The organism is Flavobacterium sp. 102, from assembly GCF_003634615.1.
Lineage (GTDB): Bacteria > Bacteroidota > Bacteroidia > Flavobacteriales > Flavobacteriaceae > Flavobacterium.
Genome location: NZ_RBKX01000001.1, coordinates 2,951,525 through 2,971,102, shown reverse-complemented (window position 1 = coordinate 2,971,102; position 19,578 = coordinate 2,951,525). Strand labels below are relative to the sequence as shown.

Below are 19,578 nucleotides of genomic sequence, written 5' to 3'. Positions count from 1 at the left end.
CAAAAAACTGTTAAACTGGAAATTTGTATTAAAATAACAAAAAGATGATACATACCTATAACATTACCGGAATGACTTGTGATGGTTGTCGCACCAAAGTCGAAAAAACATTGAATACTATTGATGGCGTTGAAGCTAAGGTTTCATTAAATCCGCCAATAGCAACAATAACGATGGAAAAACATATTCCAACAGAGCAATTGCAACAAGCATTAACAGCCGTTGGAAAATATACCATAGAAATGAGCAATGGTAAAATTCCACAACAAGCAGCAACGGATGGAGTTACTGAAAAATCTTGTTGCGCTGCGCATTCCCATAGCGATAAAAAAGAAATCAAAGTCCCCGCTAATGCCAATGGTAAATACTATTGTCCAATGCATTGCGAAGGAGAAAAAGTTTATGACAAGCCGGGCGACTGTCCTGTTTGTGGCATGGACTTAGTTAAAGCTCCTGATTTGACCGTTAGTAAAGCCCTATATACTTGTCCGATGCACCCCGAAGTAATTAGTGAAAGTCCGGGTTCATGTCCTATTTGCGGAATGGATTTAGTGCCTATGAATCCAAGTGATACCGAAGACCAAAAGACTTATAAAGATTTGGTGAAGAAAATGAAAATAGCAGTAGTCTTTACTGTTCCTGTTTTCGCCATTGCCATGATAGAAATGGCACACAACAATCCTTTATTGAAATTAATGGATGCCTCAAAATGGAATTGGGTACAATTACTGCTTTCACTTCCTGTAGTTTTCTATGCTTGTTGGATATTCTTTGTCCGTGCGTGGAAATCAATACTCACTTGGAACTTGAATATGTTTACCCTTATCGGAATTGGAACAGGTGTAGCGTTTCTATTTAGTTTAGTCGGAATGTTTTTCCCTGATATTTTTCCGAGTGAATTCAAAACCGAACACGGTACAGTACTATTATACTTCGAAGCGACAACCGTTATTCTGACTTTGGTCTTATTGGGACAATTACTCGAAGCCAGGGCACACAGTCAAACCAGCGGAGCTATCAAGGAATTATTAAAACTGGCACCAACCGAAGCTACTTTGGTGATTGACGGAGGTGATAAAGTAATTTCAATAAACGATATAAAAAAAGGTGACTTATTACGGGTAAAACCCGGAGACAAAATTCCGGTTGACGGAAAAATAACCGATGGCGAAAGCAGTATTGATGAGGCTATGATTACCGGCGAACCAATACCGGTAGACAAAAAGAAAGATGATCCCGTAATTGCAGGAACAATCAATGGTAACAAATCATTTATAATGGTTGCCGAAAAAGTAGGTTCAGAAACCTTGCTTTCCCAAATTGTGCAAATGGTAAATGATGCTTCCCGTTCACGAGCACCAATTCAAAAATTAGCCGATAGTATTTCCAAATATTTTGTGCCAATTGTAGTCATCATTTCTGTAATTACCTTTTTCGTTTGGGCAAAGTTTGGTCCCGAACCGGCATTGGTATATGGCTTTATAAATGCCATTGCCGTTTTGATTATTGCTTGCCCTTGTGCTTTGGGTCTTGCAACGCCTATGTCCGTAATGGTTGGCGTTGGTAAGGGCGCGCAATCAGGAGTCTTGATAAAGAATGCCGAAGCGCTGGAAAACATGAATAAGGTTAATGTTTTAATTACCGATAAAACAGGAACCATCACCCAAGGAAAACCATCTGTCGAAAAAATATATGCTGCCAATAACAACGATAATGATTTACTCCAAAGTATTGCTTCTTTAAACCAATACAGCGAACATCCATTAGCACAGGCAGTAGTCAATTATGCCAAATCAAAAACAGTTTCATTAATCAAAGTAAAAGATTTTGAAGCCATTGCAGGCAAAGGAGTTACGGGAACTGTTACCAATAAAAAAATAGCATTAGGAAATAAAAAACTAATGGAACAGGTAAAAGCAACAATTGCTGACGATTTAGAAAACAGAATTATTGCCGAACAAAAACTGGGAAAAACAGTTTCATACATTGCCGTTGATGGCGTTGCTGTAGGTTTTGTGTCAATTTCCGATGCTATTAAAGAATCAAGCGCAGCAGCCATTAAAGAATTGATGCGCCAAGGGGTTGAAGTAATTATGCTAACCGGAGATAATGAAAATACCGCCAAAGCTGTTGCTGATGAATTGGGACTAACGTCATATAAAGCAGGATGCTTACCTGAAGATAAGCTAAAAGAAATTAAAAAATTACAAGCCGAAGGTAAAATTGTGGCGATGGCAGGCGATGGTATAAATGATGCTCCGGCATTAGCACAAGCCAACATTGGAATTGCAATGGGAACAGGAACCGATGTAGCCATCGAAAGTGCCAAGATAACTTTAGTAAAAGGCGATTTACAAGGCATCGTAAAAGCCAAGAATTTAAGTCATGCCGTTATGAAAAACATTAAGCAAAATTTATTTTTTGCCTTTTTCTATAATGTGTTAGGAGTGCCTATTGCAGCAGGGGTTTTATATCCGTTTTTTGGAATTTTACTATCTCCAATGATTGCCGCTTTAGCAATGTCATTCAGTTCAGTCTCTGTAATAATAAACGCATTACGATTACGAAATTTAAAACTTTAATTAAATGAAAAAAATAGTCTTACTTGTATTTGTTCTATCTATATTTTCTTTCGCTGATGCTCAAGTCAAAAACGAAACACAGCAAACATTCTATACCTGTGTTATGCATCCCGAAATCCATTCACCAAAGCCGGGAAAATGCCCAAAATGTGGAATGGCTTTAGTAAAAGAAAAAACTAAAACAGTAAAGAAAAAAGCAGTTGTCCAACAGCCTAAAACACCACCAAAGAAAGAAGTTAATAGCAATGTTGAGGTTGTCACTCCAAAAAAACAGGTAAATGTAGAAACTGCACCAACTATCAACGTGCTAAAAAACGAACCGCCAAAAACAGTTCGATACGATTTATATGTGCGTGATACCATTGTAACTTTTGGAGATAAGCCAAAACGGGCTATTGCTGTAAACGGGCAAATCCCCATGCCTACACTCACATTTACTGAAGGAGACACTGCCGAAATTTACGTTCACAATGAATTAGATGAAGATACTTCATTACACTGGCACGGTTTGTTTTTGCCCAATCAATATGATGGCGTTCCAAACCTTACCCAAATGCCGATAAAACCACATACTACACACCTTTATAAATTTCCAATAATACAACATGGAACGCATTGGTATCATAGCCATACTGAATTGCAAGAGCAAATTGGTATGTATGGAAGCTTTGTAATGAATAAAAGAAATGAAGACCCAACTTTTAGGAAAGGAATTGATGATTTGCCTACTAATCCAATAGTTTTAAGTGAATGGACAGATTTAAACCCTAAAAATGTACATCGGATGCTGCATAATGCTTCAGATTGGTTTGCCATTCAGAAAGGCACAACACAAAGTTATTTGGAAGCTATTCAGCAGGGACATTTCAAAACCAAAGTTACCAATGAATGGAAGCGCATGAATGCTATGGATGTGAGTGATGTTTATTATAATAAGCTTCTAATTAATGGAAAAAACGAAAGCCAACTATCCCAATTCAAAGGAGGTGATAAGGTACGTTTGCGAATTGCCAATGGTGGTGCTTCAACTTATTTTTGGCTCACTTATGCCGGAGGCAAAATAACTGTTGTTGCCACTGATGGTAATGATGTTGAACCTGTTGAGGTTGACAGACTGATTATTGCTGTTTCGGAAACTTATGATATAATTGTAACAATTCCTGCTGATAAAACCGCTTTTGAATTTTTAGCGACCTCTGAAGATAGGACTAAATCTGCATCATTGTATTTAGGTGATGGCATCAAACAACTTACTTCTCCTTTACCAAAGTTAAAATATTTTGACGGCATGAAAATGATGAACGACATGATGAAAATGAATGGCGATTTAGATGACATGGGAATGAATATGTCTTACAATCAAATGGACATGAATGTGGTGATGTATCCTGAAATTACAGGTGGAGTAATGAAAGGAAATGGTAAAATGGAAGAAATGAAAATGGATGATAAATCAAAATCTGATGCTCCCATGAATCATGCTGAACATAAGATGGAAAATCAATACGATAGTAATGGTCTTTCTGATATTACTACATTAAATTATGCCATGTTAAAATCTCCGGTAAATACAGCATTGCCAAAAGATGCACCAGTGAAAGAATTTAAATTTGAACTTACCGGAAACATGAACCGCTACGTTTGGAGCTTAAATAACAAAGTCGTTTCCGAAACAGATAAAATCCTTATCAAAAAAGGCGAAATCATCCGATTGGTAATCCATAACAATTCTATGATGAGACACCCAATGCATTTACACGGTCACGATTTTAGGGTAGTAAATGGTCAAGGTGAATATGCTCCAATGAAAAACATTATTGACATTATGCCAATGGAAACTGATGTTTTAGAATTTGCGGCAACTGAAAGCGGCGATTGGTTTTTTCATTGCCATATCCTTTATCATATGATGGCAGGAATGGGAAGGATTTTCTCCTATGAAAACTCACCTCCAAATCCTGAGATACCCAATCCAAAATTGGCGCAAAGAAGGCTGTTTGCTGATGACAGGAAATTTCATTTTATGGCAGAAAATGATTTTGCTTCAAATGGAAACGATGGTGAAGCAATGTTTAGTAATACGCGCTGGAGCATTGGGACTGAATGGAGATTAGGATATAATGAAATGCATGGTTATGAAACCGAAACCCATATTGGAAGGTATGTTGACAAAATGCAATGGATTATGCCGTTTATTGGATTTGACTGGAGATACAGAAAAATGGATGAAGATGAAATGGAAGAAAACCTTTTCGGGCAAACAAGTACTAAGGATGAAAGGTCTGTTTTTAGTGCCGGATTAGAATATACTTTGCCAATGCTTATAAAAGCACAAGCTGAGGTATTTACTGATGGCAATTTTAGGCTTCAGTTTGAAAGGATGGATATTCCGGTTTCAAAAAGGCTACGAATGGATTTGATGTGGAACACTGACAAAGAGTATATGGCAGGACTGAGATATATCATAAAACGCAATTTTGGAGTAACAACACATTATGATAGTGATATGGGATTAGGTGTCGGTGTCAATCTCAATTATTAGGCTGAGGTTCTTTAACTGTGAATGACTCTTTTTTTCTCGGCATTTAATCCAAAACACTCAAACATGCGGATGCCTTTCATAGCTGTTGCTTGGATGGCAAGATAACAACAATTTTAAAATCTGTCATGTCACATATTTTTCTAATAAAAAAAAGCCCATGAAGGGCTTTGAAAATAAAAATATTTTATTACTAAACTGCTTTAAGTGTCAGCAATTGAGTTGTACATTTTTTTTCAGACTTTGCCGCCCAAATCTCCGCCAACTGAATCGCATAATCCATAGGTTTTTTACCGATATACTCCAAAAACATTGTTTCTGTCGAATGTCCAGTAACCGCCATCAGTAGTGGGGTTGGATATTCGTTTTTAGCATAAAAGTTTGTGGCAAAGCTTCTTCGTCCAATGTGTGACGAAACCAACATCCACTTTGGATAGTTTCCTTTACCATATTTCTTGGTTTTGGGATCGGTGAGGTTTCCTTCTGTGATGGTATTGATTTTTGCTATTGCGCACACATCTTTCAAAAGTCGGTCATACATTGCGCTGTTGCTGCCAAGATTTTTAGCGAAAAGCGGCGGGAATTGACCGCTATACTTTTTGAGAATAATATCCACTTCTTCGTGGATTGGTATCTGCACCGCTTTTTGTGTTTTCTGTTGTGTTAGAGAAATAAATCGGTATCCGTGATGCTTTTCAACCATCTGTTTATTCATCCTGAAAAGGTCACTCGCACGCTGTCCGAGAAAGCAAGACATCACGAGCCAATCGCGTGCAATATCCATTTTCTCGTCTTTGTAAACAGCCGCTTTGACTTGCTCGATTTCTTTAAAGGTCAGCGTCACAATTGGAACTTTTATGGAAAATCCCTTGAAGTCGGCAATTTGAGGGCTGATTGTGATTCCGTTCTTTTGTGCGTTTAAAACGATAGTTTTTACAAAGGCCAAATAACGCCCGGCTGTATTATCACTAATACTTTCAACAGTTTCAAGATACTCGAGAAACTCAGCATGGAATGTCATATTTACATCACGTACCAAATACGTTTTATTCATGTGCTCTTGAAATCCTCTAAGCTTTTCGACAATCGTTTTATATTTTGTAATGGTTGAAGCATCTACACCTTTCTTTCCCTTCGAAGTAGTTTGATATGGTAAACGTTTCAAAAAGTGTTCGCCGTATGGAATCAAGTAATCCAAACTATCAGGTTCGATGCGGTCGTGGAACTTGTCAATCGTTTTCTCTAACCAGTTGCCATCAATTGTCAGCCCTTTGGCATCATCAGCGTTTAATTGCTTCTGTACGTATGATTCAAGGTCGATGAGCTTTGATTTTAGGTTTTTGCCTTCGACTTCCTTGTCGTTCGGATAGCCTTTTGCCTTGCTCCATGATTTGGCATCGATGAACTCTCTCGTCTTACGTTTTGGAGTATTGCCCTTTCCGACTGATAGTCTGAGATAAATCGGAGCGTTGTTGCTTTCGCTTTGCAACATAAATTTGATTGTCGCCATTGGTACTGTAATTTAATATATAACAAATATAGTAATTAAAATAACTTAGACAACAATAAGACAACAACCTTTATGTTTGTTTGATTTTATTTGCTCTCATCTGTGCTGTTAAAATTGTAAATTTAACAGTATTTACAAGGGTTTGTAAAAATTCATTGAGTAAGCAAGATTAAACATGAACAGTTGTTGTAGTCCCTCTTTCTCCGCTAGCTGAAAAGCAAAATGAAATAAACCTCACTAAATTCAAGGATTTAGTGGGGTTTTTTCTTTTACAGAATATCAAATTATTCATAAAATATCAAACCTTAGGTGTCCTAAAAGGAGTCACTTGCTTTTTCAAAATTAAGTGACTCCTCGCAGAAATCTTCTCACCAATCCGGCAACCTGTTCACTAACCTATTCAAATAGTGAACATCTTGTTTGTCATTATTGAAAATTTTAAATTTAATAATAACTAAAGGTTACCACTTATGAATTCACCCGTTTCAATTCTCTTTTATATTAAGAGAGCAAAAGTCAACAGTAATGGAGTTTGCCCTATTTATGTTAGGGTTACAATCGATGCCAAAAGATTTGAATTTAGTGCCAATAAAAGTGTGTCTCCTGACAACTGGTCTAGCGAAGGGTCTAAAGTGAAGGGCGGCACTAAAGAAGCCCGTACAATAAATGAATATCTTGATTATTTAAAAACAAAAGTTTTAGACGCTGAAAAGCGCTTGTTTAAAAAAGATATGGAAGTAACATCTGAAAATTTGAAAAACGAAATTTTCGGAGCCAATGACCGCAAAAGAATGTTGATACCGATATTCCAGGATCATAACAATAAAATTAAAGAATTGGTAGGCAAAGAATATGCTCCAGGAACATTGGAACGTTACAAAACATCATTAAAGCATACGGAAGAGTTTCTGCAATGGAAATATCAAATATCAGATATCGACATCACAAAAATAGACAATGCATTTGTTTGTGACTACGAATTCTATTTACGAAGCGTTAGAAACTGTGCTAATAATACAGCGGTCAAATATCTTAAAAACTTCAATAAAATAATCAAGCTTTGTTTGGACAATGACTGGATAGATAAGAACCCATTTGCTAATTATAAATCAAAAATCAAAGAAGTTGAGAGAGTTTATCTAGCTGAAGCAGAAATCCAATCAATAATTGAAAAAGATTTCAAAACAGAAAGACTTTCACTAGTTCGTGATATCTTTCTTTTTAGCTGCTTTACTGGTTTGGCATACATAGATGTCAAAAACTTAACAAAATCGCATATAAGCTATGGAATAGATGGCGAGAAATGGATATTCACACATAGGCAAAAAACTGAAAGTGCTTCCAAAATTCCAATCCTTCCTGTAACACAATTGATAATCGATAAATACGAAAATCATCCACAGTGTGTAAATGAAGATAAGCTACTACCTATCCTATCCAACCAAAAGATGAATGCCTATTTAAAAGAAATAGCAGGAGTTTGTGAAATTGAAAAAGAATTAACCTTTCACATTGCTCGACATACATTTGCCACTACTGTGACACTTACCAATGGTGTTCCTATTGAAAGCGTGAGCAAAATGCTTGGGCATAAAAATTTAAGAACTACACAGCATTATGCTAAAGTTTTGGATAGAAAAGTGAGTGATGATATGAAGATTTTAAAAGATAAATTTTCAATTTTAGACAATAATATATTGAAAAAATCTTCTGTCGCAAGCTAAAAATTTCTAGTAATCAAGGCTATTTAAAGCTATTAAGATTTTATTATTTGTTAAAAAAAGCATAAACACCATTTTAGTAATTTTCTTTTAGTAATTTTGTTAACCAAATAGTTAAACTATATAATTAAACAATATGGATAAAATTAAAACTGAAAATACTGAAAATGAAATATTAATAGCTGCAAAAGAAATCTTTCAGCAAAAAGGAATGGCAGGGGCAAGAATGCAAGAAATAGCAGATAAAGCAAAAATTAATAAAGCATTATTGCATTATTATTATAGAAGCAAACAATTATTATTTGAAGCTGTTTTCAAAAGTGCTTTTTCGCTTTTAGCACCACAATTAAATAAAGTGCTAAATGATGATAGTGACTTATTTGAAAAAATACGAAAGTTCACTGAAAATTATGTTTCGTTTGTAATCAAACATCCCTATTTGCCAAACTTTGTAATACAAGAATTAAATAAAAACCCAGAATTTGTTAAAAAGCTTCGCTCTGAAAAAAAATTTCCTTCCATTGAAAAATTTAAACTTCAAGTAAGTGATGCTATAATTCAAGGAATTATTAAACCAATTGAAGCGGAACAGTTATTTATCAATATTATCTCTTTAAATATTTTTCCTTTTATTGGAGAACCTCTATTAATGACCCTTGTTAATGTGGATAAAGAAAGCTACAATAAAATACTAGAAAATAGAAAAACTGAAGTGGCTGAGTTTATCATCAATTCAATAAAAATATAAATTATGAAAACTAAGTTAATCATACTGATATTATTGCTTTTATCAATATATACAAATGCTCAACAGACTTTAACCTTGGAAGATTGTTACACATTAGCCACTAAAAATTATCCTTTATCAAAACAAACAGGATTAATAGAACAAAAATCAAGCTATGAAATTGAAGCATTAAGCAAAGGAAAGTTACCAAAAATCGATGTAAACGCACAAGCAACTTATCAATCTGAAGTGATAGGTTTACCTACTTCTCTGCCAGGAGTTCAATCTTTAAAAAAAGATCAATATAGAGCAACTTTAGATGTAAATCAATTATTATACAATGGTGGAATAATTGATGCAAATACTAAATTAAAAGAAGCGCAAACCAAAACACAACAACAACTAATCGAAGTTAGTTTATATCAGATAAAAACTCGAATCAATCAATATTTCTTTTCTGTTTTGTTACTTCAAGAAAAAAAAGCACTACTATCTTCAAAAAAAGAGTTATTAAATTCCAAAGTTAAGGAAGTGAAATCGGGAGTCAAATTTGGAGCAATTCTTCCATCATCAGAACAGGTTTTAGAAGCAGAAATTATTAAAATAAACCAGCAATTAACAGAAATTAAATTTGAAAACATCAAATTATTAAATAACCTTTCAGAATTAACTTTTTCAAAAATTGATACCGAAACAACTTTAATACAACCATTATCATATACAAATAGCACTAATTTAATAAGACCCGAAATTGCTTTTTATGATTTACAAAATCAGCAATTAGAGTTCTCAAAAAATGTTTTATCTAAATCAAATCTTCCAAAAATAAATGCTTTTGGTCAGGCGGGTTATGGTAATCCAGGATTAAACATGTTAGACAATTCTTTTCAAACATTCTATGTTGTTGGGGTAAAAGCTAATTGGAATATTTTTGATTGGGGTAAAACAAAAACAGATAAAAAAGCATTAGATATATCAAAAGAAATAGTGACATCTGAGAAAGAAACATTTGAATTAAATAACAAAATACAATTAGAAGAGCAAGATTATGAAATTAAAAAAATAGAACAACTGCTACTTTCTGATGCCGAAATAATTCAAATACGTGAAAAAATTATTAAATCCTCAGATGTTCAATTGAAAAATGGTGTTATAACATCGTCTGAATATCTTATAGAATTAACCAATTTATTTGAAGCAAAAAATATTTTGAAAACGCATGAAGTTCAATTAACAGCGGCTAAATCAAATTACGAAATAATTAAGGGAAAATAAAATAGGATCCGAAAAATTTAAAAAAAATGAAAAAAATAAGCATTATAATTTTAGCAACGATAGGGTTAATTTCTTGTAACAAAAATAACGACAAAGCTGACGGTTATGGGAATTTTGAAGCAACTGAAATAACTATTTCTTCAGAAGCTAACGGTAAAATAGAGTTTTTAAAAGTCGAAGAAGGAGATGAATTAAAATCTCAATTACAAGTAGGATTAGTTGATACATTACAATTACATTTTGCGAAACAACAATTAATTGCCTCTAAAAGCACCGTGTCGTCAAAATCCGCAAATATAATATCACAAAAAAGCGTCTTAAATGAACAATTAAAAACAGCTAAATTAGAGAAAAACCGAATCCGTAATATGTATGCTGAAAATGCTGCAACTAAACGACAAGTAGATGAAATTGAAGGAAAGGTAAAAGTTATCGAAGAGCAAATAAAAAGTGTCGGAACTCAAAATGCACCTATTTTAAATGACTTAAAATCGATAGATGTACAAATTGCTAGAATCAATGATCAAATAGCAAAAAGTAAAATTATTAATCCTATTAATGGAACTGTTTTAACTAAGTATGCTGAACCAGGCGAAATAACAGCATTTGGAAAACCACTATACAAGGTAGCTGATATTTCTGAAATGACTTTACGAATCTATGTAAGCGAAACACAGTTGTCAAAAATAAAAGTTGGACAAAATGTATCGGTAAAAATTGATGCTGAAAAAGATATGAAATCATATCAAGGAAACATTTCATGGATTGCATCTTCGGCAGAGTTTACTCCTAAAATTATTCAAACAAAAGAAGAACGAGTAAATCTCGTTTATGCCGTAAAGGTAAAAGTAAAAAATGATGGCAGTCTAAAAATCGGAATGCCGGCAGAAATGTGGTTTAAATAATAATTAAAAAAATTACAAGAAATGTTAAAAATAAAAATTGCCTTTTTAGCCACAGTTATATTACTCCTTTTCTCTTGTAATACGAAATCGAAAGAAGAAAAAGCTACTGAAATTAAAACTGAAGAACACCAACATTCTCAAAGCGAAACAATTCAATTAAACAATGGTGAAAAATGGAAGGTAGATGATAATATGATGATACACATTCGTAATATGGAAAAAGATGTAGTCCATTTTGACCAAGAAAAAAACACTAATTATTCATTATTAGCTGATAAATTAAAGACAAATATTGATATACTAACATCAAATTGTACCATGAAAGGACAAGCTCATGACGAACTTCACAAATGGTTAGTTCCTTATATAGAATTAGTCGATTCGTTTTCTAAAGAAAAATCAGCAAATCAGTTTACAGAAATTCAAAATTCGTTTAAAACATTTAATCAATTTTTCCAATGATTTTAAAAAACTTACATACCGAAAATAAACCCGTTCAAACACAATTATTATTTGAACCAAAAGACGCTAAAGTAATTTCATTGCAAATAGCAAAAGGTGAAATACTTAAAGAACACGTTTCAAAAATACCTGCATTGTTAGTTTGCATTTCGGGAAATGCTGTTTTTACAGATGAAAAAGGAACAGTCATTAATCTCAATTCAGGCACTTATGTAATGATCGAAGAAAATGTTAAACACGCTGTAAAAGCAATTGACGAAAGTAATTTCTTATTGATAAAATAATGAGTATTGCAGTAAACAACATATCAAAATCTTACAAAAACATAAAAGCAGTTGAAAACATTACTTTTAATGTAAATGACGGGGAATTATTTGGCCTAATTGGTCCAGATGGTGCCGGAAAAACAACTATTTTCAGAATACTGACAACACTTTTAGTAGCCAACGAAGGTAGCGCAGAAGTGGCAGGTTTTGATGTAATCAAAGGCATTAAAGAAATTAGAAATTCTGTGGGATATATGCCTGGTAAATTCTCATTGTATCAGGATTTAACCGTAGAAGAAAATTTGGAGTTTTTTGCCACTATTTTCGGAACCACCATCGAAGAAAATTATGATTTAATCAAAGACATTTACGTTCAAATTGAGCCTTTCAAAACAAGAAGAGCTGGAGCGCTTTCTGGCGGAATGAAACAAAAATTAGCTTTGTGTTGTGCGTTAATTCATGCGCCAAAAGTATTATTTCTTGACGAACCTACCACTGGAGTGGATCCCGTTTCCCGAAAAGAATTTTGGATTATGCTCAAACGATTGCAAAAAAAAGGCATTACCATTTTGGTTTCAACTCCTTATATGGACGAAGCTTCGCTTTGCGATAGAATTGCATTAATTCAAAAAGGCAAAATTTTAAAAATAGAAACACCTGAAAATATCATTAACAACTACGAAAAAGTAATTTATGATGTACGAGCAAAAAACACACATGGTTTGATTCACGACTTGAAAAATTATCCCAATCAATACAGTGTTTATGCGTTTGGCGAATTCATTCATTACATTGATAAAAAAGCAGATTTTAATCCAAATGATTTACACGATTATTTAAAAAATAAAAATCATGCGGATATCGTTATTAAACCCGCAATAATAACGATTGAAGATGTTTTTATGGACTTATAAATAAAAAAATGGACAAAGAAAAAATTATATCTGTACAAAACCTAACCAAACAATTTGGCAACTTCACGGCTGTCAAAGGTATTTCTTTTGATGTGTATAAAGGAGAAATTTTTGGGTTTCTAGGAGCCAATGGAGCAGGAAAAACAACGGCAATGAAAATGTTGATTGGAATTTCAAATCCCACTTCTGGAGAAGCCAATGTGGCTGGTTTTGATGTACATACACAAGCCGAAATGGTTAAAAAAAGTATAGGATATATGAGCCAAAAATTCTCTATGTACGATGATTTAACGATAAAAGAAAACATTACTTTTTTTGGTGGAATTTATGGATTATCAAGAATTCAAATTAAACAAAAAATAGCCCAATTAGTCGAAGAATTACAGCTTCAAGATGTGGTCAATAATTTAGTGGGATCGTTACCATTGGGTTGGAAACAAAAATTGTCGTTTTCAGTTGCATTACTGCACGAGCCAAAAATTGTTTTTCTCGATGAGCCAACAGGAGGCGTTGACCCAATAACCCGAAGACAATTTTGGGAAATGATTTATACACAAGCTTATAAAGGTACTACCATTTTTGTAACCACACATTACATGGATGAAGCAGAATATTGTGACCGTGTTTCTATTATGGTTGACGGCTCTATTGAAGCTTTAGACACTCCAAAAAATTTAAAACTACAATTCAAAGTAGATTCTATGAATGATGTTTTTTTAAAATTAGCAAGGAATATAGAATAATAAATCACTACAACACTTGAAACTTAAACTAGAAACAAAAAACAAATGAAAAGATTTATCGGATTTGTAAAAAAAGAATTCTACCATATTTTCAGAGATAAACGTTCTTTGTTTATTCTGTTTGGTATGCCGATTGCCCAAATTTTATTGTTTGGTTTTGCCATAACAAATGAAATTAACAATGTTGACATTGCCATTTTAGACCAATCAAATGATATAGAAACACAAAAAATTATCTATAAAATAAAAGCATCACCTTATTTTAATGTTGAAAACCAAATTGAAAAAGAAAGCGACATAGAATCAGAATTTAAAAAAGGAAAAATCAAGGCAGTTCTTATTTTCGAACCAAATTTTAGTAAAAATCTAGAAACCAAAAAAGTAGCAGTAGTTCAAGCAATTACCGATGCGACCGAACCTAATGTTGCCAACACAATAGCAAATTATACCTCAGCAATTATACAAAATTATCAATCGCAAAAAAAACAATCCAATAGTAATCCGGTAAAGGTTGAAGTACAATCGAGAATGTTTTATAATCCTGAACTCAAAAGTGTTTTTAATTTTGTTCCAGGTGTAATGACCGTTATTCTAATGCTTGTTTCAGCTATGATGACCTCTATTTCTATCACACGAGAAAAAGAATTAGGCACTATGGAAATTCTTTTAGTTTCTCCATTAAAACCATTTCAAGTAATTATTGGAAAAGTATTTCCTTATATTTTTCTTTCCATTATCAATGCAATCGTAATATTAACATTAGGCTATTTTGTGTTCAAAATGCCTATAAATGGAAGCATCTTTTTGTTAGCTTTTGAAAGTATATTATTTATCATTTCTGCTCTTTCATTGGGGATATTAATTTCTACCGTTTCTAATTCTCAACAAACCGCAATGATGTTATCATTAATGGGTTTGATGCTACCAGTAATTATTCTATCAGGATTCATATTTCCTATAAATAGTATGCCTTTACCCATGCAAGTAATCAGTAACATCATACCTGCAAAATGGTTCATTATTATTGTAAAAGCCATTATGCTCAAGGGAGTCGGAATTCAATATATTTGGAAAGAAACCCTTATATTAATTGGGATGACCGTATTTTTTATAACATTGAGCATCAAAAAATATAAAATTAGATTAGAATAATTTTTAGGAGCTATTTCCTGCTTTCCGCTCCAATCTTTTCTTTTTTAAAGAAAAAAAGAAAAGGATTTCCACTGCAATCAGGGCTAAAAATCACACAATGAAAACAATATTATTCATCATACAAAAAGAATTCAAGCAAATTTTTAGAGATAAAAGCATGCTTCAACTTATATTTATATTACCCATTTTGCAATTATTAATCTTGTCAAATGCAGCTACATTCGATGTTAAAAATATTGCAATAACCTTTGTTGACAATGACCAAAGTCGGGAATCAAGAGATTTAATAAATTCGTTTAAATCCTCAACCTATTTTAAAGTTACAGAACCCTATTTTTCTGAAAAAGAAGCTATCCAAGAAATGCAAAAAGGAAAAACCGACATTATTGTAAATATTCCAATTCACTTCAATCGTGACCTTCAAAAAGACCAAAAAACAAGTATTTCAGTAAGTATTAATGCTATAGATGCTGCAACAGCAGGTGTTGAAAATGTATATGTAACACAAATCATAAATACATACAATCAAAATATTCAAATGCAGTCCAACTATTTTTCAGGAAACAAAGAAATACCTCAAAATATTATAGTTATACCGTCTTTTTGGTACAACAAAACCTTAAACTACAAAACCTTTATGGTTCCAGGTATCTTGGTTTTATTGGTTACTATGCTTACTTTATTTCTGTCATCAATGAATATAGTTAGAGAAAAAGAGTTAGGTACATTGGAGCAAATTAATGTAACACCAATAAAAAAATATCAGTTTATAGTTGGAAAATTATTTCCATTTTGGGTACTTGGCTTAGTGATTTTGACTGTTGGTTTGCTTATAGCTAAAGTTGTTTTTAATGTTCCCATGCTAGGTAATATTTTCCTTGTTTATGGTTTCACATCAGTGTATTTACTATTAATTTTAGGATTCGGACTATACATATCTAATCATACCGAAACCCAACAACAAGCAATGTTTATTGCGTGGTTCTTTATGGTGATTTTCATATTAATGAGTGGTTTATTTACACCTATCGAAAGTATGCCAAAATGGGCGCAAAGCTTAACATTGTTAAACCCTATTCGATACTTTGTAGAGTTCATAAGAATGGTTCTACTAAAAGGATCCGGATTTTATGAAGTATTGCCAAACCTATTAATTGTTACCGGATTTGCAGTATTTGTAAACGGCATGGCGGTTTGGAGTTATAAAAAATCAAATTAGAAGTTTAAGTTTTTAAAAGGTATTAAAAATGAATGGTAATAAATTAGTTACGAATGAATCTTTATTCTTTCGAGGTCCGCTATCGAGATTTAAAGAGCTAATGTTCACATTTAGGGTTCAAATTAATTTTATAAGAGCATTTAGAAAATTACATTTCCTTGGTCCATGCGTAACTATTTTTGGTTCGGCTCGAACGCGTATCTAAAAGAAATTGCTGGAGTTTGCAAAATCGATAAAGAGTTGACTTTTCATATTGCGCGGCATACATTTGCCACAACAGTAACATTGACAAATGGCGTTCCAATTGAAAGCGTAAGCAAGATGCTTGGTCATAAAAACATCAAGACTACACAGCACTACGCAAAAATTTTAGACAAAAAAGTTAGTGATGATATGGCAATTTTAAAACAGAAATTCGCTCAAAAAAGCTATAATGTAAAACAAGCTTAATAATTCATTTCAATAGCGGACTTATTAGACTTTTTTTAAATAAATTTGACTTTTAAGAAACTATTTTATGAACGAGTCCTCCTTAGTAAAAAACGAATATTTTTCAGGAAAGTATTATGCTATTCAATTAAATAACTCCAGTCATAGAAGTTGGAAAGAGCAAGACAATAATTTCAGTACGGTCAAATTTGATTGGTCGGAAATTCATGGAAGCATCCATGAAAATATGAGCAATTTGACAATTGAGGTTGCAAAGGCTCACCCGGAGCAGGAAAATGGTGAGATTAGAAACTTAGTAGCAGCTGTTCGAAATACCTCCAAAATACGAAAGCATGATAGAATATTAGGAGTTGAAAATCAAACAATTAAAAAATTAGGATTTATAGAGAATAAAAATATTTTAGATGGGAATGAAGTAATTTTAACTATTCAATGGGCTCGAGAAAGTGATTTTGGAGAAGTAAATAGAAAAATTTTTCATGAAAGCAATGAGATACAACAACTGAAATCAGTTGATCTCTCTAACATAGAACGTCAATTTGGAAATTCAATCACACGAATCTATGAAAACTTACATGGTTTTAAGGATGATTTAGGTTTTCAATCTTACGAAAGTCATAGCGCATCTCATGAAATCGAAAAGTTAAATTACATTTTACCTGCAAAAGAAGATAAAGGCGGTAAAATCAAAATATTTTACGCTACTAATCGCGAAGTCCTTCAAAAGAAAGGCAACATACAATCATATGGTTCAAATAGCGGAAATGAGCTTCAATATGGACATTGTGAAGTTCAAATACCTATGGGGCATATTCAAGGTGAGCTTGAAAGACCTGGTAAAATTATTTTGTGGAGTTTACCAGAAGATGAAAATGAACATGTTATAATTAAAAGTGTTGAAGCCTTAGATGATACGACATTTCTTAAGGAATTTAAAAAACATATTTCAGGATTTCCAAAAAAAAATGCACTCCTTTTTGTCCATGGTTACAACACAAGCTTTGAGGATGCTGCGCGTAGAACCGCCCAACTTGCTTGGGACTTACCTTTTGATGGTTACGCTGGGTTCTTTAGTTGGCCTTCTTCCGGAAAACTTCCAGATTATTTATCTGATGAAGCTAAAGCCCGAAGTAGCGCCCCCGAGTTTGAATTATTTTTACAACAGATATTGACAAAGACTGACCTAGAGCATTTACACATTGTCGCTCATAGCATGGGTAGTTTAGTACTTACACTTTCATTAAACTTACTCAGACGTAACCCTCTTTACGTAAAGGAACTTATAAAAATTCAACAACTCATTCTAGGAGCACCTGACATTGATCAAGAAGAGTTTCGCAATACAATACTCCCGGAATTTAAAATGATTGGACAGAGAAGAACCATTTATGCTTCAGACCATGATAAGGCGCTAAATGCTTCAAGCTTCGTAAGGCGAAAAAGATTGAGGTTGGGACAAATTGGTGACGAAATGTTTTTAGATAAAAATGTTGACACAGTTGAAGCATCTAATATTCTAAGTCAAAACTCTCATAGCTACATCTTTGAAAGTAAAATTTTATTAAGTGATATTTATTACCTTCTAACCCAAGGCTTGAGTCCCATCGACAGAAGACTCCGAGAAATAACAAAAAACAACTTGCCTTACTGGCTTTTTCCAAAATAGAATTTTATTTCATTCATCCACCTCATCCATTCTCCTAACCAAAGTTTCCCTCAAAGAATTTAAAAACTTAGTCCGCTCACTCTTCCGCGCGCGCATTTCAAAAAACGTTCTGTGAAATTGCCCCAAGTCAATATCAAACGTTTCCTCAAAGAACTTCGCAGTTTCTTTTAAGTCAGTCATTCCATTATTGAAAACGCCTTCGGCGTGTAGCGCATAAATTAATTCAATCAATGCAACTTTCGAACCGGTCCATTTTTGCACCTGCCTTTCAGTAATCGCATACGGCACCGGTTTATTATCCAGCTTAATTATTTCCCGTTCAAGATAAGTCTGGATTAAATCATTAGCGATAATCTTGGCCACTTTAAAATCATGCGATGTAGTAAAACGATTGTCAGCCTGAAAATATGAACTATCTAAAGTCAGTTTAATATCATAGCGGCCGCGGACAAAATACTTCTTATCAAGGTAGACACTTCCTGTCCTGTAGTACTTATAAAATTCCACGTTTTCATTAAAGTAGGATTTCAATTTAGAAAGTTCGGCCGAATAGTATTTCCGTAGATACTTTGTTCCACCAAATGGCTTGTTCGATTCAATGTTGTAAATCTCATTGTGATAGATCAACTTCGAAACAAATTGTGGTTTTACGAATTTGAAAAAATTAATTTCATCAATTTTGTTCTCAAACTCATGTCGGACGAAGTGAGTTTTGAGTTTTTCTAAAATAACAATTGTTGCCTTAATGGAATTTTCAGCTGCTTTAATTAAATCTCTCTCTACTTCAATTTCATTTAACTGAGCCTCTAAATTTTCCAACAACTCGGTTGCAAAATCTGTCATAGGGAAAACTGGTAATGTTTGTTCGTAACAAATCTAAAATCAGAAGTTCTGATTTCCAAGCCATAGCAAAAGCCATTAAACAATTGTTGATTCGCAAAAATGCAAGGATTAATTAATCCTTCTCTAATTTATTAAATGTAATTAATTGTTTATTAATCAATTACACATTCAAAGATTGAAGCTTTGAATTTCCCCTAAATTCTCAATTTGACATTATTATTTTAATTACTATTTTTCACACCTCAATTAAATACCCGAAGATTTCATACAGATTGCCCCAAATAGTAACCTACATAATCAAGAATGAAAACACTTAAAATCATTTTGGCAGTTGCCTTTATTCTTACTCAAAAAAGTAACGCGCAGCAAAAAGTATTTAAAATTCCTGACACGCTTAAAAACAAAAGCATTAATTACATTGTTGATAGAATGGACGAAAATGAGGACAATGATTCTCTGGATTCCATTTATGCCTATACCTATCTTTTAAAATCAAAGTCCGCAAATGATTATGAGAATATAATCAAGGCTTACAATACTGTGCATTGAATAGTTAATCTTTCCGCTTCAACTTTGCTTCATCAAATTAATAGTAACAATTTTA

At 33.2% G+C, this 19,578-nt stretch carries 16 protein-coding genes and 1 pseudogene; 15 read left to right on the top strand and 2 right to left on the bottom strand.

The window, feature by feature from the left end:
* Positions 1–44: 44 nt before the first annotated feature.
* A complete protein-coding gene (locus C8C84_RS13075) occupies positions 45–2,582 on the top strand; it encodes a heavy metal translocating P-type ATPase (protein WP_121314071.1) in 2,538 nt (845 codons plus the stop codon).
* Positions 2,583–2,586: 4 nt separating this feature from the next.
* A complete protein-coding gene (locus C8C84_RS13070) occupies positions 2,587–5,124 on the top strand; it encodes a multicopper oxidase domain-containing protein (protein WP_121314070.1) in 2,538 nt (845 codons plus the stop codon).
* A 190-nt stretch (positions 5,125–5,314) separates the two neighbouring features.
* Here the strand turns inward: C8C84_RS13070 and C8C84_RS13065 are convergent, their stop codons facing one another.
* A complete protein-coding gene (locus C8C84_RS13065) occupies positions 5,315–6,631 on the bottom strand; it encodes a phage integrase SAM-like domain-containing protein (RefSeq protein ID WP_121314069.1) in 1,317 nt (438 codons plus the stop codon).
* A 470-nt stretch (positions 6,632–7,101) separates the two neighbouring features.
* On the opposite strand from C8C84_RS13065, the gene C8C84_RS13060 reads away from it, so the two are divergent.
* The 12 genes and pseudogenes from C8C84_RS13060 (at position 7,102) to C8C84_RS13000 (ending at position 18,131) form a co-directional block, all read left to right on the top strand.
* Positions 7,102–8,355, top strand: coding sequence for a site-specific integrase (locus C8C84_RS13060; RefSeq protein ID WP_121314068.1), 1,254 nt, complete (start codon positions 7,102–7,104; stop codon positions 8,353–8,355).
* A 133-nt stretch (positions 8,356–8,488) separates the two neighbouring features.
* Complete coding sequence (locus C8C84_RS13055) at positions 8,489–9,100, top strand: TetR/AcrR family transcriptional regulator (protein ID WP_121314067.1); 612 nt, start codon at positions 8,489–8,491, stop codon at positions 9,098–9,100.
* Between the two features lie 3 nt (positions 9,101–9,103).
* Positions 9,104–10,354 (top strand): TolC family protein, encoded by a 1,251-nt coding sequence (locus C8C84_RS13050; RefSeq protein WP_121314066.1) that lies wholly within the window; start codon positions 9,104–9,106, stop codon positions 10,352–10,354.
* Between the two features lie 26 nt (positions 10,355–10,380).
* Positions 10,381–11,259, top strand: a complete 879-nt coding sequence (locus C8C84_RS13045; protein ID WP_121314065.1) for an HlyD family secretion protein — start codon at positions 10,381–10,383, stop codon at positions 11,257–11,259.
* A gap of 21 nt (positions 11,260–11,280) precedes the next feature.
* Entirely contained in the window at positions 11,281–11,721 is a 441-nt protein-coding gene (locus C8C84_RS13040) for a hypothetical protein (RefSeq protein WP_121314064.1), read from the top strand.
* The gene (locus C8C84_RS13035; RefSeq protein WP_121314063.1) at positions 11,718–12,005 is read left to right on the top strand and encodes a hypothetical protein; all 288 of its coding nucleotides are present in this window, start codon (positions 11,718–11,720) and stop codon (positions 12,003–12,005) included. Before C8C84_RS13040 ends, C8C84_RS13035 begins: the two co-directional genes overlap by 4 nt.
* Complete coding sequence (locus C8C84_RS13030) at positions 12,005–12,901, top strand: ABC transporter ATP-binding protein (protein WP_199717170.1); 897 nt, start codon at positions 12,005–12,007, stop codon at positions 12,899–12,901. The genes C8C84_RS13035 and C8C84_RS13030 overlap by 1 nt, the downstream gene beginning before the upstream one ends.
* Positions 12,902–12,909: 8 nt before the next feature.
* On the top strand, positions 12,910–13,644 hold the full coding sequence (locus C8C84_RS13025; RefSeq protein WP_121314061.1) for an ABC transporter ATP-binding protein: 735 nt from the start codon (positions 12,910–12,912) through the stop codon (positions 13,642–13,644).
* A 45-nt stretch (positions 13,645–13,689) separates the two neighbouring features.
* Positions 13,690–14,796: an ABC transporter permease gene (locus C8C84_RS13020; protein WP_112112172.1), complete on the top strand. Its 1,107-nt coding sequence runs from the start codon at positions 13,690–13,692 to the stop codon at positions 14,794–14,796.
* Between the two features lie 97 nt (positions 14,797–14,893).
* Entirely contained in the window at positions 14,894–16,015 is a 1,122-nt protein-coding gene (locus tag C8C84_RS13015) for an ABC transporter permease (protein ID WP_121314060.1), read from the top strand.
* A gap of 192 nt (positions 16,016–16,207) precedes the next feature.
* Positions 16,208–16,465: pseudogene (locus C8C84_RS13005) on the top strand (tyrosine-type recombinase/integrase); the annotation flags it as partial.
* Positions 16,466–16,532: 67 nt separating this feature from the next.
* Complete coding sequence (locus C8C84_RS13000) at positions 16,533–18,131, top strand: alpha/beta hydrolase (protein WP_121314058.1); 1,599 nt, start codon at positions 16,533–16,535, stop codon at positions 18,129–18,131.
* A 9-nt stretch (positions 18,132–18,140) separates the two neighbouring features.
* Here C8C84_RS13000 and C8C84_RS12995 read toward each other — a convergent pair whose 3' ends face one another.
* Complete coding sequence (locus tag C8C84_RS12995; protein ID WP_370453647.1) at positions 18,141–18,950, bottom strand: RteC domain-containing protein; 810 nt, start codon at positions 18,948–18,950, stop codon at positions 18,141–18,143.
* Between the two features lie 327 nt (positions 18,951–19,277).
* Between C8C84_RS12995 and C8C84_RS12990 the strand changes: the two genes are divergently transcribed.
* Positions 19,278–19,523, top strand: coding sequence for a hypothetical protein (locus tag C8C84_RS12990; RefSeq protein WP_121314056.1), 246 nt, complete (start codon positions 19,278–19,280; stop codon positions 19,521–19,523).
* Positions 19,524–19,578: the final 55 nt, after the last annotated feature.